Genomic DNA, 13,944 nt, shown 5'->3' with positions numbered 1-13,944 from the left:
CCCGTCAGCGCAGGGTCGAGGTGCGTACCACCAGTTCCGGGGTGAAGACGACCTGCCGGTGCTCGTGGGCGGTTTCGGTGGTTTCGGCCAGTAGCAGCTCCGCCGCGGTGCGGCCGAGGCGGTGGCGGGGCTGGCGGACCGAGGTGAGCGGGACGGCGGCCGCCGCGGCGAACTCGATGTCGTCGTAGCCCACTATCGCCAGGTCCTCCGGGACGCGCATGCGCAGGGTGGCGCACGTCTGCAGCAGGCCGAGGGCGACCAGGTCGTTGGCGCAGAACGCGGCGGTCGGGCGGATCGCCGACGGCAGGCCCGCCAGGCGCTCGCCGGCGCCGCGGCCGTCGGCGACCGTCAGCGCCGTCGTCGTGAGGTCGACCAGGTGGTCCGGGGCCAGGCCGGCCGCGGCCAGTGCGCGCAGCGCGCCCTGACGCCGGTCGCGCACCTGGCCGACCGTCGTGTGGTTGCCGATGAACGCGATCCGCTCGTGGCCCTGCTCGATCAGGTGCCGGACGGCGATCTCGCCGCCGTAGACGTCGTCGACCGCGACCGAGCAGTGCGCGGTGCCGTCCGGGGTGCGGTCGACGACAACGACCGGCGTGCCGCGGCGGGCGATCTCGTGCAGCAGCGGCGCGTCCGGGTCGACCGGCGTGATGAGGATGCCTTGCACGCGCTGCTGTTCGAGGCGGCCGAGGTAGGCCTCTTCCCGGGACGGCTGGTGGGCGCTGTTGCAGAGGAACAGGGACAGGTCGCTCTCGTCGGCGGCGTCTTCCATGCCGGCCGCGACGTCGGTGAAGAACGGGTTGCTGCCGTCGAGCATCACGTAGGCCAGCACACGGCTGCGGCCCGCCCGGAGCTGCCGCGCGGATTCGTTGCGCACGAAGCGGAGTTCGGCCATCGCGGCCTCCACCTTCGCGCGCGTGGCGGGGCTGACGCGGCCGGGCCGGTTCAGCACGTTGGACACCGTGCCGAGGGAGACGCCCGCGGCCGCGGCGACGTCCTTCATGCCCGCCGCTCTCGGCTCGGCGCCGGACTCCTGGACCGTCATCTGACCCCCTCCTGAGCACGCACCGTTGAAACGTAACATCGCCACCAACTGCGTGGTCCCGACGACGTTTGGCCACGGTTCGGTGGATGCATTGACTTGTTCTTCGGCTGCATAGTAGCGTCACCGCGCCAGGTTTGTGAAACCTTTCAATAGCCCTTCGAACCGGAGGTCGCGATGACGCGGCAGGACCCGGGCCGAGCCCCTCTGCTGGAGGTGCGCGGCGTGAGCAAGTCGTTCGGCGCCGTCGCGGCGGTCGCCGGAGTGTCGTTCCCCCTGCACGCCGGAGAGGCCCACGCGCTGGTCGGGGAGAACGGCGCCGGCAAGTCGACGATCGTCAAGATGCTGGCCGGCGTGCACAAGCCCGACGACGGCACGCTGCTGCTCGACGGCGAACCGGTCACGTTCGGCTCCCCGGCCGACGCCAAGGCCGCCGGCATCGCGGTGATCTACCAGGAACCCACGCTGTTCCCCGATCTTTCGGTCGCGGAGAACATCGTCATGGGCCGCCACCCGCGCAAGAGCTTCGGCCGCATCGACCGGGCCGCGATCCGCGCCGAAGCCGACCGGCTGTTCACGCGGCTCGGCGTCCGGATCGACCCGGCCCGCCCGGCCCGCGGGCTGTCGATCGCCGACCAGCAGATCGTCGAGATCGCCAAGGCGCTCAGCGCGGACGCCCGCGTGCTGATCATGGACGAGCCGACCGCCGCGCTGAGCCGCGTCGAGGTCGAACGGCTGTTCACGGTCGCGCGGACGCTGCGCGAGGAGGGTGCGGCGATCATGTTCATCTCCCACCGCTTCGAGGAGATCACCGAGCTCTGCCAGCGCGTCACGATCATGCGCGACGGCAAGCACGTCTCCACCGACCTGGTCGCCGACGTCACGGTCGACGAGATGGTGCACCGCATGGTCGGGCGCGATCTGGACGCGCTCTTCCCCAAGCAGGACGTCGAACCCGGCGCCGTGGTCCTCGAAGTCGAAGGCCTGGCCCGGGAAGGCGTCTTCCGCGACATCTCCTTCTCCGTGCGCGCGGGCGAGATCGTCGCGTTCGCCGGGCTCGTCGGGTCCGGCCGCTCCGAGGTCGTCCAGGCCGTGTTCGGGGTGGACGAACGCGACGCCGGAGTCGTGCGCGTCAACGGGAAGAAGCTCAAGGCGCACTCGTCGCGCGCGGCGATGAACGCCGGGATGGCGCTGGTCCCCGAGGACCGGCGGCAGCAGGGCCTGATCATGGACCTCTCGATCGAGCGCAACGTGACGCTGCCGCGCTCCGGCGCGCTCGCGAACTTCGGGTTCCTCGGCGGCGGGACCGAACGGCAGGAGGCGCGGCACTGGACCGAGCGGCTGCGCACCAAGTACCGCCGCCTCGGCGACCCCGTCGGCACGCTGTCCGGCGGCAACCAGCAGAAGGTCGTGCTGGCCAAGTGGCTCGCGATGGCGCCGAAGGTGCTGATCGTGGACGAACCGACCCGCGGCATCGACGTCGGCACGAAGGCCGAGGTGCACCGGCTGATGTCGTCGCTCGCGGCCGAAGGCGTCGCCGTCGTCATGGTGTCGTCCGAACTGCCGGAGGTGCTGGGCATGGCCGACCGCGTGCTGGTGATGCGGGAGGGGCGGATCGTCGCCGAGCTCCCGCGCGCCGAGGCCACCGAAGACTCGGTCATGTTCGCCGCGATGGGACAGGGGGCCGCCGCGTGAACGCGACCAAGGTGGCCGCACCGCCCCGCGGACCGGTGACCGGGGACCGGCAGTCGTGGACCACGAACGTCTTCAAGGCCCGCGAGTCCGGGATCGTGCTGGCCCTGATCGTGCTGGTCGTGTTCACCGCGACGCAGAACTCCCGGTTCCTGTCCGGGCAGAGCATCCGCGACATCCTGCTCGGCACGGCGATCCTCGCGGTGCTGGCCGTCGGGCAGGCGGTCGTGATCATCACCCGCAACATCGACCTGTCGGTCGGGTCCGTGCTCGGCCTGTCGGCGTTCGCCGTCGGCTCGCTGATGCGCGACAACCCCGGCCTGCCGGTGCTCGTCGCGGTGCTCGCCGGGATCGTCGTCGGCGCGGTCTGCGGCCTGCTCAACGGCGTGCTCGTCCGGTTCGGCCAGGTGCCGGCGCTGGTCGTCACCCTCGGCACGCTCTACGCCTTCCGCGGGGTCAGCTTCTTCTGGGCCGGCGGCCAGCAGATCAACGCCGACAAGCTGCCGCAGTCCTTCCTGGACTTCGGCACGGCGTCGATCCTCGGGATCCCGTGGCTGGTGCTGATCGCGGTGGTCGTGCTGGTGCTCGCCGGGATCGTGCTGCGCAGCTACCGCGCCGGCCGCGAGCTCTACGCCATGGGCTCCAGCCCGCAGGCCGCGAAGCTGGCCGGCATCAAGGTCGGCCGCAACACCAGCGCCGCGTTCCTGGTCAGCGGCGCGCTCGCCGGCCTGGCCGGGGTGCTGTTCGCCGCGCGGTTCGGCACCGTCGACGCGGCGGCCGGCACCGGCTACGAGCTGAACGTCGTCGCCGCGGCCGTCGTCGGCGGGGTCGCGGTGTTCGGCGGCAGCGGCTCGGTCTGGGGCGCCGGCCTCGGCGCGCTGCTGCTCACGGTCATCGGCAGCGCCCTGGCCGTGCTCGACATCAACCAGTTCTGGCAGCAGGCGATCGTCGGCGCGCTGATCCTGCTCGCGATCGGGGCCGACCGGCTGGTCGCCGTCCGGGTCACCAAAGCACTGAAGAAGAGGGATTCCCATGTCTGACACCGGGAACCGGTTCGGCAGGCTGCTCAGCTGGGACGCCGCGGTCGTGCTCGTGACGGTCGTCGTGGTGCTGGTGGCCTCCGGCGCCGTCGAGAACTTCGGCACCAGCCGCAACTTCACCTTCCTGCTGCTCGACCTGCTGCCGATCGCGCTGATCGCCCTGCCGATGACGTTCATCATCGTCACCGGCGAGATCGACCTCTCGGTGGCGAGCACGCTCGGGCTGACGTCCGCGGTGATGGGCTCGCTGTGGGACGCGGGCCTCTCGATCGAGATGATCATCCCGCTGTGCATCGTGCTCGGCGCGATCCTCGGCGCGGTGAACGGCTTCTTCGTCACCGTCCTGAAACTGCCCGCCCTCGCCGTCACGATCGGCACGCTCGCGCTGTACCGCGGCCTGGCCTTCGTCGTCCTCGGCGACGGCGCGGTCGCCGACTTCCCGCGCGACTACACGAGCTGGGTCACCGGGACCATCGGCGACGGCCCGATCCCGAACGTCCTGATCCCGCTGATCGTGGTGGCGGCGCTGTTCGGCCTCGTGCTGCACGCGACGCCGGTCGGCCGCAGCGTCTTCGCGGCCGGCGCCGGTGAGCAGGCCGCGCGGTTCGCCGGCATCCGCACCGGACGGCTGAAGTTCTGGCTCTACGTCGTGAGCGGCGCGGTGGCCGGGGTCGCCGGGGTGCTGTGGACGCTGCGCTACTCCAGCGCCCGCGCGGACAACGGCTTCGGCCTCGAACTCGCCGTCGTGGCCGCGGTCCTGCTGGGCGGCGTGTCCATCTTCGGCGGCAAGGGCACCCTGCCCGGCGTGCTCGCCGGCGTGGTGCTGCTGGCCTCCCTGCAGAACGCCCTGCGCCTGCAGGACGTCTCGAACGAGGCGCTCAACATCGTGACCGGCGTGCTCCTGATCGTGTCGGTCCTGCTCCCCAACATCGTGTCCTCGGCCCGAACGGCGCTCCGGCGGCGGAACCGGGCCACAGCTACCGGCGCGGTATCCCCAGAAAGGTGACGAAGATGTCCCGACGGTTCATCACCGGCGCAGTGTCGGCCGGGCTGGTGCTCGTCCTGGCCGCCTGCAGCGGCACGACGAAGAACGACAGCACCGATGCCGGTGCCCAGCAGTCCACGGCGGCGGCGAACCCGAACGCCGCGGCCAAGGAGGGCGTCAAGATGGCGTTCCTCCCCAAGCAGCTCAACAACCCCTACAGCGACATCGAGGTCAGCGGCGGCAAGACCGCGCTCGACGAGCTGAAGGGCGAGTACAAGCTGGTCGGCCCGAACGACGCGAGCGCGTCGTCGCAGGTCAGCTACATCAACACGCTGATCCAGCAGCAGCAGAACGTGATCGGCATCGCCGCGAACGACCCGAACGCGGTCTGCCCGTCGCTGAATCAAGCCCGCACCGCGGGCATCAAGGTCGTCGCCTTCGACTCCGACGCCGCCAAGGACTGCCGCGACGTCTTCATCAACCAGGCCACCACCCAGGGCATCGGCGAGGCGCTGGCCAAGCAGGCCAAGGACCTCTCCGGCGGCTCCGGCGAGATCGCGGTCCTGTCCGCGACGCCGAACGCCACCAACCAGAACGCCTGGATCGAGGTCCTCAAGAAGGAGCTCGCCAAGCCGGACTACGCGGGCCTGAAGCTGGACAAGATCGCCTACGGCAACGACGACGACCAGAAGTCGTTCCAGGAGGCCCAGGGCCTGCTGCAGTCGTTCCCGAACCTCAAGGTGATCGTCTCGCCGACCACCGTGGGCATCGCGGCCGCCGCGCGCTACGTCAGCTCGTCGAGCTACAAGGGCAAGGTCGCGGTGACCGGGCTGGGCACGCCGAACCAGATGCGCGCGTTCGTCAAGGACGGCACCGTGAAGCAGTTCGCGCTGTGGAACCCGGCCGACATCGGCTACCTCGCCGCGTACGCCGGCGTCGCGCTGTCCTCGGGCCAGATCAGCGGCAAGGAAGGCGAGAAGTTCAAGGCCGGCAAGCTCGGTGAGTACACCATCGGCGCGAGCGGTGAGATCGTCCTCGGCCCGCCGACGACCTTCGACGCGAACAACATCGACAAGTTCAACTTCTGATCAGCTCCCGCGGCCGGACCGGATCGCCGCCCCGGTCCGGCCGCGGGTCCACAAAGGACTATGGAAGATGCCCCGTTACTGCTTCTGCCTGCAGGTGAAGCCGGACCGCGCGGCCGAGTACGCCGAACGGCACCGCGCGGTGTGGCCGGAGATGCGCCAGGCCCTGCACGACACGGGCTGGCGCAACTACTCGCTCTTCCTGCGCGAGGACGGCCTGCTCATCGGCTACGTCGAAGCCGACGACCTCGCCGCCGCGCAGGCCGCGATGGCCCGCACCGAGGTCAACACCCGCTGGCAGGCGGCGATGGCGGAGTTCTTCACCGGCCTCGACGGCGGCCCACCCGACGAGGGGTTCCGGCTGCTGCACGAGGTCTTCCACCTCGAAACCCCCTCCGTCCGGGAAGGACAGTGATCGTCTTGCGCGACATGACGGCCGTGAAACAGGCCCTGCGGGCGCAGCGCATCGAGACGCCGTCGTGGGCGTACGCCAACTCGGGCACCCGCTTCAAGGTGTTCCCGCAGCCCGGCGTCCCGCGCACGGCCGAAGAGAAGATCGCCGACGCCGCGACCGTGCACCGGTTCACCGGCATCGCGCCGAGCGTGGCGCTGCACATCCCGTGGGACCGCGTCGACGACTACGGCGCCCTCACCGCGTACGCGCGCGACCTCGGTGTCGAGATCGGCGCCATCAACACCAACGTCTTCCAGGACGAGGACTACAAGCTCGGCTCGGTGACCAACCCCGAGGCCGGCATCCGCCGCAAGGCGACCGACCACCTGCTCGAGGCGATCTCCATCATGGACGCCACCGGCTCCCGCGACCTGAAGCTGTGGTTCTCCGACGGCATCAACTACCCGGGCCAGGACGACATCCGCGACCGCCAGGACCGCCTCGCCGCGGCCCTGAAGGAGACGTACGACCGGCTCGGGGACGACCAGCGGATCCTGCTGGAGTACAAGCTGTTCGAGCCCGCCTTCTACGCCACCGACGTCCCCGACTGGGGCACGTCGTACGCGCACTGCATGGAACTGGGCGAGAAGGCCACGGTCTGCATCGACACCGGCCACCACGCGCCCGGCACGAACATCGAGTTCATCGTGGCGTTCCTGCTGCGCGCCGGGAAGCTCGGCGCGTTCGACTTCAACTCCCGCTTCTACGCCGACGACGACCTGATGGCCGGCGCGGCGGACCCGTTCCAGCTGTTCCGGATCATGTACGAGATCGTCCGCGGCGACGCCCTCGACCCGGCCTACGGCATCGCGTTCATGCTCGACCAGTGCCACAACATCGAGGCCAAGATCCCGGCGATCATCCGCTCGGTGCTCAACGTCCAGGAGGCGACGGCCAAGGCCCTGCTCGTCGACCGCGATGACCTGCGCGCCGCCCAGCAGGCCGGCAACGTCCTCGAAGCCAACGCCGTCCTGATGGACGCCTACAACACCGACGTCCGGCCGCTGCTGGCCGAAATCCGCGAAGAAGACGGGCTCGACCCCGACCCGGTCGCGGCCTACCACCGCAGCGGGTACCAGGACAAGATCGTGGCCGAGCGCGCCGGCGGCACGCAGGCCGGATGGGGAGCATGAGCATGACCGTGCCGGAGGACCTGGTAGCGCGCAGCAACGCGCTCGGCGCCGACCCGCGGAACACCAACTACGCCGGCGGCAACACCTCCGCCAAGGGCGACCTCACCGACCCGGTCACCGGCGCGCCGACCGAGGTGCTGTGGGTCAAGGGCTCCGGCGGCGACCTCGGGACGCTCAAGGAGTCCGGGCTCGCGGTCCTGCGGCTGGACCGGCTGCGCGCACTGGTCGACGTCTACCCGGGCGTCGAGCGCGAAGACGAGATGGTCGCCGCGTTCGACTACTGCCTGCACGGCCGCGGCGGCGCGGCCCCCTCGATCGACACCGCGATGCACGGGCTCGTCGAGGCCCCGCACGTCGACCACCTGCACCCGGACTCCGGCATCGCGCTAGCCACCGCGGCCGACGGCGCCGCGCTGACCAAGGAGTGCTTCGGCGACCGCGTCGCGTGGGTCGACTGGCGGCGTCCCGGCTTCCAGCTCGGGCTGGACATCGCGGCCGTCAAGGCGGCCAACCCGCAGGCGATCGGCGTCATCCTCGGCGGCCACGGCATCACCGCCTGGGGCGCGACCTCGGAAGAGTGCGAGCGCAACTCCCTGGACATCATCCGCACGGCCGAGGAGTTCCTGGCCGCACGGGGTTCCGCCGAGCCGTTCGGCCCCGTCGTCCCCGGCTTCGAGGCCCTGCCGTCGGTTGAGCGGCGTGCACGCGCGGCCGCACTCGCGCCGGTGGTTCGCGGGCTCGCCTCGACCGACCAGCGCGTCGTCGGGCACTACACCGACAGCGACGCCGTCCTCGAATTCCTGGCCCGCGAGAAGCTCGCGCCGCTGGCCGCGCTCGGCACGTCCTGCCCGGACCACTTCCTGCGCACCAAGGTCCGGCCCCTGGTGGTGGATCTCCCGGCGACCGCGTCGCTGGAGGACGTCGTCGCGCGGCTGAAGGAACTGCACGCCGAGTACCGCGACGAATATCGCGCCTACTACGAGCGGCACGCGACCCCGGACTCGCCCGCGATGCGCGGCGCCGACCCGGCGATCGTGCTCGTCCCGGGCGTCGGGATGTTCTCCTTCGGCAAGGACAAGCAGACCGCCCGGGTGGCGGGCGAATTCTACGTCAACGCGATCAACGTCATGCGTGGCGCGGAGTCCGTCTCGACGTACGCCCCGATCGCCGAGAGCGAGAAGTTCCGCATCGAGTACTGGGCCCTCGAAGAGGCCAAGCTGCAGCGGATGCCGAAGGCCAAGCCCCTCGCCGGGCGGATCGCCCTGGTGACCGGCGCCGGCTCGGGAATCGGCAAGGCCATCGCGCTGCGGCTCGCCGCCGAGGGCGCGTGCGTCACGATCGCCGACCTGAACACCTCGGCGGCCGAAGAGGTGGCTTCGGAGATCGGCGGCCTCGCGGTCACCGCGGACGTCACCGACGCCGACGCCGTGCAGGCGGCTGTGGACGCGACCGTACTGGCTTTCGGTGGGATCGACTTGGTCGTCAACAACGCCGGGCTGTCCATTTCGAAGCCGCTGCTGGAGACCACCGAACGCGACTGGGACCTGCAGCACGACGTCATGGCCAAGGGCTCGTTCCTCGTCGCGCGCGCCGCGGCGAAGGCCATGATCGACCAGGACAACGGCGGCGACATCGTCTACATCTCGTCCAAGAACGCCGTGTTCGCGGGCCCCAACAACGTCGCCTACGGTGCGGCCAAGGCCGACCAGGCCCACCAGGTCCGGCTCCTGGCCGCCGAGCTCGGCGCGTACGGCATCCGCGTCAACGGCGTCAACCCGGACGGCGTCGTCCAGGGCTCCGGCATCTTCGCCGGCGGCTGGGGCGCGCAACGCGCCGCGGTGTACGGCGTCGAGGAGGCGAAGCTCGGCGAGTTCTACGCCCAGCGCACCATCCTCAAGCGCGAGGTGCTGCCCGAGCACGTCGCGGCGGCGGTGTTCGCCCTCACCGGCGGCGACCTGACCCACACCACCGGCCTGCACGTGCCGGTGGACGCCGGGGTGGCCGCGGCGTTCCTGCGTTGATCCCGGCTGAAGGAGAGCGATGACCCTCGACCGCATCACGCCGCGCAAGACCCGCGTCGGGCTCGTCGCGGGCGGGCTCGGCGCGTACTGGCCGCAGTTCCCGAAGCTGCTGCCGCAGCTGCAGGCGTCCGCCCGGCGGGTGGCCGAGCGACTGTCCGGAATGGACTGCGAGGTCGTCGACGTCGGGTTCGTGTCGGACGCCCAGGAGGGCGCGGCCGCCGCGGAGGAGCTGCGGGTCGCCGGCTGCGACCTGATCATCGGCTTCCTCACGACGTACCTGACCTCCAGCATGCTGGCGCCGGTCGCCCAGCGGTCCGGCGCGCCGGTGCTGCTGCTGAACCTGCAGCCCACCGAGGCGATGGACCACGAGTCCTTCGACACCGGCGCGTGGCTGGCCTATTGCGGCGCCTGCCCGCTGCCGGAGATGGCCAACACGTTCCGCCGGCTCGGCGTCGAGTTCCGTTCGGTGTCCGGGTACCTGGAAGACACGCGCGCCTGGACGCGGATCGAGCGCTGGATCAAGGCGGCGGGTGTGCGCGCGGCGTTCCGCAACGGCCGCCACGGCCTGCTCGGGCACCTCTACCCGGGCATGATGGACGTTTCGACCGATCCGACGCTGGTGTCCGCCCAGCTCGGCGGGCACGTCGAGATCCTGGAGATCGACGATCTGCGCGTGCGCGTCGAGAAGGTGACCGAAAGCGAGACGGCCGACCGCGTCGCCCTGGCGTGCGATGTGTTCACAGTGGACGAGTCCGTTGTGGACGAAGACTTCGCCTGGGGCGCTCGCGTTTCTGTTGCTTTGGACCGGCTCGTCGAGGACTTCTCCCTCGACTCCCTCGCGTACTACCATCGCGGCCTCGACGGCGAGACCCACGAGCGCGTCGGCGCCGGGTTCATCCTCGGCGCGTCACTGCTCACCGCCCGCGGCATCCCCGCCGTCGGCGAGTACGAGCTGCGGACGTCCCTGGCCATGCTGCTGATGGACCGGCTCGGCGCGGGCGGCTCGTTCACCGAGCTGCAGGCGCTGAACTTCCGCGACAACGTGGTCGAGATGGGCCACGACGGCCCGGCGCACCTCGGCATCAGCGCCCGCAAGCCGCTGCTGCGCGGCCTCGGCGTCTACCACGGCAAGCGCGGCTGGGGCGTCTCGGTCGAGTTCGACGTCAAGCAGGGGCCGGTGACGCTGTGCGGGCTGGCGCAGGCGCTCGACGGCACGTTCTCGCTCGTCGCGTCCGAAGGCACGGTCGTGCCCGGGCCGCTGCTGCGAATCGGCAACACGACGTCCCGCGTCGACTTCGGGTGCGACCCGGGGGAGTGGACCGACGCGTGGTCGGCCAGCGGCATCGCGCACCACTGGGCCTTGGGCACCGGCCACCGCGTCGCCGAGCTGACGGCGGTGGCGGACCTGCTCGGGCTGGAGCTGACCGTGGTGCGGGCGTGACGCGGGTCGCGGCCGTCGACCTAGGCGCGTCCAGCGGGCGCGTGATGGCCGGGACCGCGGGACCGGGCCGCCTGAGCCTGGAGGAGGTCCGGCGGTTCCCCAACGGCGGCGTCCAGGCGGGGCCGTTGCTCTATTGGGACGTCCTGGGCCTGTACCGGGAGACCCTCGCCGGGATCCGCGACGCCGGCGCGGTGGACGGCATCGGCATCGACTCCTGGGCCGTCGACTACGGGCTCCTCGACGCCTCCGGCGCGTTGCTCGGCAACCCCGTGCACCACCGCGACTCCCGCACCGACGGCGTGCCCGAGAAGGTGGCCGCGTCGATCTCCGCCCGTGAGCTGTACGACGTCACCGGGCTGCAGCAGCTGCCGTTCAACACGCTGTACCAGCTGGTGTCCGAGCAGGACCGGCTGACCGCGGCCCACACCATGCTGCTGATCCCGGACCTGCTGAACTACTGGCTGACCGGCGAGATCGGCGCCGAGCGCACCAACGCGTCGACCACTCAGCTCTACGACGTCCGCGCGCGGACCTGGGCGTTTTCGCTGGCTTCGCGCGTGGGCATCCCGCCGCGGCTGCTGCCACCGCTGCGCGACCCCGGCACGGTGGTGGGCCCGGCGCGGGAGCTGTCCGGCGTGCCGGTGATCGCGGTCGGCTCGCACGACACGGCGTCGGCCGTCGTCGCGGTCCCGGCGTCACCCGGGAGCAATTTCGCGTACATCTCCTGCGGCACCTGGTCGCTCGCCGGGCTGGAGCTGCCCGAACCGGAGCTGGGCGACGCGGCCCTGGCCGCGAACTTCACCAACGAAGGCGGCGTCGACGGCACGATCCGGTTCCTGCGCAACGTGATGGGCCTGTGGGTCCTGTCGGAGACCCTGCGGACGTGGTCCCGCACGGACCTCCCGGACCTGCTGGCGGCGGCCGCCTCAGCCCCGGCCCTCGCGGCGGTCGTGGACATCGACGCGCCCGCGTTCCTGCCGCCGGGCGACATGCCCGCCCGCATCACGGCGGCCTGCCGCGCCACCGGCCAGCGCCCGCCGTCGCGACCGGCCGAGGTCGTCCGGTGCATTGTGGACAGTCTGGCCCTGGCCCACCGCCGCACGCTCCGAGCAGCCGCGGCGATCTCCGGCCGCTCGTTCGACGTCGTCCACATCGTCGGCGGGGGAGCCCGCAACGAACTCCTGTGCCAGCTGACGGCGGACGCGTGCGGCGTCCCGGTCCTGGCCGGCCCAGTCGAAGCGGCCGCGCTGGGCAACGTCCTGGTCCAGGCCCGAGCCCTGGGCGAGGACCTCCCGGACCTGCCGTCGATGCGCGCCCTGGTCCGCGAAACCCAGACCCTGAAGCGCTACGAACCCTCCGGCCGCGCCGACTGGGCCGCCGCAGAGTCCCGGCTCGGCTGAGGGTCGTGAGTGGTAATGAGGGTTCTAACCCTCATTACCACTCACGACCGTGGGTCTGGCGTGCCGGTGGACGGGGCAGGAGTGCGCGTTCGTCCCCTTGCGACGGTCCTCGGCGGGCATACTCCCCGCGAGTACCGTTGCGGACCCCGGGTGACCTGGTGACGCTGACGTCGGAACAGTGCCGACCGCGACCGAGGGAGTACGTAATGGCGCACCGATCCCGCACCCTGGCCGCTGTGGCCGCCGCCGCGCTGGGCCTCGCCGTGGCCTTCCCGGCGACGGCGTTCGCCGACCCGCCCGGCGCCCTGCCCGCCAGCGCGAGCGACTTCGAGAAGACCTTCCAGCCGGCCTTCGACTACGACAAGGACGGCTGTTACCCGACCCCGGCGATCGGCCCGGACGGGACGATCGCGCCCGGCCTGTCCCTCGGCGGCGACACCAACGGCCACTGCCGCGACTCCTGGGACCTCGACAACACCAACTCCTACTCGCGCCAGAAGTGCAACAACGGCTGGTGCGCGGTGATGTACACGCTCTACTTCGAGAAGGACCAGGCCTCGCTCGGCCCCGGCAGCGCCGGGCACCGCAACGACTGGGAACACATCGTCGTGTGGGTCAAGGACAACCAGGTCGAGTACGTCGCGACGTCGCAGCACGGCGGTTTCGCGGTGCACGACCGCGCGAGTTTGCTGTTCGAGGGTACGCACGCGAAGGTCGTCTACCACAAGGACGGCGGCTCGACGCACTGCTTCCGCTCGGCCAACGGCAACGACGACCCGCCGGAGAACCACAAGGGCGTCTGGCAGTACCCGACCCTGGTCGGCTGGGACGGCTACCCGGCCGGGCTCCGCGACAAGCTCGTCGCCGCCGACTTCGGCAGCGCCACCTTCGGCATCAAGGACGGCCAGTTCAACGGAAACCTCGGCAAGGCCAAGCCGGGCGGTATCCCGTTCGACGAGAACGCCTGACGCTCAGCTCGTGACCGGCCGGCCGCGGCCGCGCTTCAGCTCGAAGAAGCCCGCCGTGCCGGTCACGAGCACGACGCCGTCCCACAGCCGTCCGGCCGCCTCGCCGCGGGGGACCGGGCTGACGACCGGGCCGAAGAACGCGTTCACCGCGCCGTCGTCTCCGGGCAGGTGGAGGGCCGGGACGCCGAGGTCCTCGCCGATCGGGTCGAGCGCCGCGCGGTTGCTCTTCAGCAGATCCGCGTCGAACTCCTTGCTGTCGGCCGCGTCCGCGAGAGCGGCGGGCAGTCCCGCCTCGGCGAGGGCGGCTTCGAGCGTGGCCCGGTCGACCGGCGCCTTGTCACGGTGCACGCGGGTGCCGAACGCGGTGTAGAAGCCGCGCAGGACGTCGTTGCCGTGCGCCCGCTCGGCGGCCAGCGCGACGCGGGCCGGGCCCCAGCGCTCGTCGAGCCACTCCCGGTACCAGGCGTCCACTTCGCGGCCTTCGTTGTGCACGGCCAGGCTGAACACGTGGAACCGCGTCCGGACGTCGCGCACCTGTTCCACTTCGAGGAGCCACCGCGAGCCGATCCAGGCCCACGGGCACACGGGGTCGAACCACAGGTCGACGGTCTTCACTTCGGTCACGCCCCGCACGCTAAGCCCGGCGACCGGCCCGGCAGAAGATCCAATTCCACGTCAGCGGACCG

Annotated in this window: 12 protein-coding genes; 10 read left to right on the top strand and 2 right to left on the bottom strand. The window is 71.2% G+C overall.

All coding sequences use genetic code 11. The features are described from left to right. Window positions 1-4 precede the first annotated feature (4 nt). Window positions 5-1,042 (bottom strand): LacI family DNA-binding transcriptional regulator, encoded by a 1,038-nt coding sequence (locus OG570_RS36690; RefSeq protein WP_326949425.1) that lies wholly within the window; start codon window positions 1,040-1,042, stop codon window positions 5-7. A 174-nt stretch (window positions 1,043-1,216) separates the two neighbouring features. Here OG570_RS36690 and OG570_RS36685 point away from each other — a divergent pair, with 174 nt between their 5' ends. From OG570_RS36685 to OG570_RS36640, 10 genes are all read left to right on the top strand, one after another. Next, a complete protein-coding gene (locus OG570_RS36685) occupies window positions 1,217-2,734 on the top strand; it encodes a sugar ABC transporter ATP-binding protein (protein WP_326953440.1) in 1,518 nt (505 codons plus the stop codon). Then, entirely contained in the window at window positions 2,731-3,771 is a 1,041-nt protein-coding gene (locus OG570_RS36680; RefSeq protein ID WP_326953439.1) for an ABC transporter permease, read from the top strand. The genes OG570_RS36685 and OG570_RS36680 overlap by 4 nt, the downstream gene beginning before the upstream one ends. After that, window positions 3,764-4,777, top strand: a complete 1,014-nt coding sequence (locus tag OG570_RS36675; RefSeq protein ID WP_326953438.1) for an ABC transporter permease — start codon at window positions 3,764-3,766, stop codon at window positions 4,775-4,777. The genes OG570_RS36680 and OG570_RS36675 overlap by 8 nt, the downstream gene beginning before the upstream one ends. Window positions 4,778-4,782: 5 nt before the next feature. Next, window positions 4,783-5,844 (top strand): rhamnose ABC transporter substrate-binding protein, encoded by a 1,062-nt coding sequence (gene rhaS / locus OG570_RS36670; protein WP_326949429.1) that lies wholly within the window; start codon window positions 4,783-4,785, stop codon window positions 5,842-5,844. A gap of 67 nt (window positions 5,845-5,911) precedes the next feature. Beyond that, a complete protein-coding gene (locus tag OG570_RS36665) occupies window positions 5,912-6,256 on the top strand; it encodes an L-rhamnose mutarotase (RefSeq protein WP_247051586.1) in 345 nt (114 codons plus the stop codon). Window positions 6,257-6,270: 14 nt separating this feature from the next. Next, complete coding sequence (gene rhaI, locus OG570_RS36660; RefSeq protein ID WP_247051587.1) at window positions 6,271-7,428, top strand: L-rhamnose isomerase; 1,158 nt, start codon at window positions 6,271-6,273, stop codon at window positions 7,426-7,428. 2 nt (window positions 7,429-7,430) lie between these two features. Further along, a complete protein-coding gene (locus OG570_RS36655) occupies window positions 7,431-9,449 on the top strand; it encodes a bifunctional aldolase/short-chain dehydrogenase (RefSeq protein WP_326953437.1) in 2,019 nt (672 codons plus the stop codon). A gap of 19 nt (window positions 9,450-9,468) precedes the next feature. Beyond that, on the top strand, window positions 9,469-10,890 hold the full coding sequence (locus OG570_RS36650; RefSeq protein ID WP_326953436.1) for an L-fucose/L-arabinose isomerase family protein: 1,422 nt from the start codon (window positions 9,469-9,471) through the stop codon (window positions 10,888-10,890). 44 nt (window positions 10,891-10,934) lie between these two features. Continuing rightward, window positions 10,935-12,290 (top strand): rhamnulokinase, encoded by a 1,356-nt coding sequence (locus OG570_RS36645; RefSeq protein ID WP_326960262.1) that lies wholly within the window; start codon window positions 10,935-10,937, stop codon window positions 12,288-12,290. 206 nt (window positions 12,291-12,496) lie between these two features. Then, window positions 12,497-13,258 carry an NPP1 family protein gene (locus tag OG570_RS36640; RefSeq protein ID WP_326953435.1) on the top strand — a complete coding sequence of 254 codons (762 nt, stop codon included), beginning with the start codon at window positions 12,497-12,499 and terminating at the stop codon, window positions 13,256-13,258. 3 nt (window positions 13,259-13,261) lie between these two features. Here OG570_RS36640 and OG570_RS36635 read toward each other — a convergent pair whose 3' ends face one another. Next, on the bottom strand, window positions 13,262-13,882 hold the full coding sequence (locus OG570_RS36635) for a mycothiol-dependent nitroreductase Rv2466c family protein (protein ID WP_326949435.1): 621 nt from the start codon (window positions 13,880-13,882) through the stop codon (window positions 13,262-13,264). Window positions 13,883-13,944: the final 62 nt, after the last annotated feature.

This window comes from Amycolatopsis sp. NBC_01286 (genome assembly GCF_035982555.1).
Lineage (GTDB): Bacteria > Actinomycetota > Actinomycetes > Mycobacteriales > Pseudonocardiaceae > Amycolatopsis.
This window is presented reverse-complemented; position numbering and strand designations above follow the sequence as displayed.

Bases quoted from the DNA above. Each gene is read 5' to 3' on its own strand.
- OG570_RS36650 (WP_326953436.1), top strand. From the start codon at position 9,469: ATGACCCTCGACCGCATCACGCCGCGCAAGACCCGCGTCGGGCTCGTC.
- OG570_RS36645 (WP_326960262.1), top strand. From the start codon at position 10,935: ATGGCCGGGACCGCGGGACCGGGCCGCCTGAGCCTGGAGGAGGTCCGG.
- OG570_RS36685 (WP_326953440.1), top strand. From the start codon at position 1,217: ATGACGCGGCAGGACCCGGGCCGAGCCCCTCTGCTGGAGGTGCGCGGC.
- OG570_RS36655 (WP_326953437.1), top strand. From the start codon at position 7,431: ATGACCGTGCCGGAGGACCTGGTAGCGCGCAGCAACGCGCTCGGCGCC.
- OG570_RS36690 (WP_326949425.1), bottom strand. From the start codon at position 1,042: ATGACGGTCCAGGAGTCCGGCGCCGAGCCGAGAGCGGCGGGCATGAAG.
- rhaI (WP_247051587.1), top strand. From the start codon at position 6,271: ATGACGGCCGTGAAACAGGCCCTGCGGGCGCAGCGCATCGAGACGCCG.
- OG570_RS36665 (WP_247051586.1), top strand. From the start codon at position 5,912: ATGCCCCGTTACTGCTTCTGCCTGCAGGTGAAGCCGGACCGCGCGGCC.
- OG570_RS36640 (WP_326953435.1), top strand. From the start codon at position 12,497: ATGGCGCACCGATCCCGCACCCTGGCCGCTGTGGCCGCCGCCGCGCTG.
- rhaS (WP_326949429.1), top strand. From the start codon at position 4,783: ATGTCCCGACGGTTCATCACCGGCGCAGTGTCGGCCGGGCTGGTGCTC.
- OG570_RS36675 (WP_326953438.1), top strand. From the start codon at position 3,764: ATGTCTGACACCGGGAACCGGTTCGGCAGGCTGCTCAGCTGGGACGCC.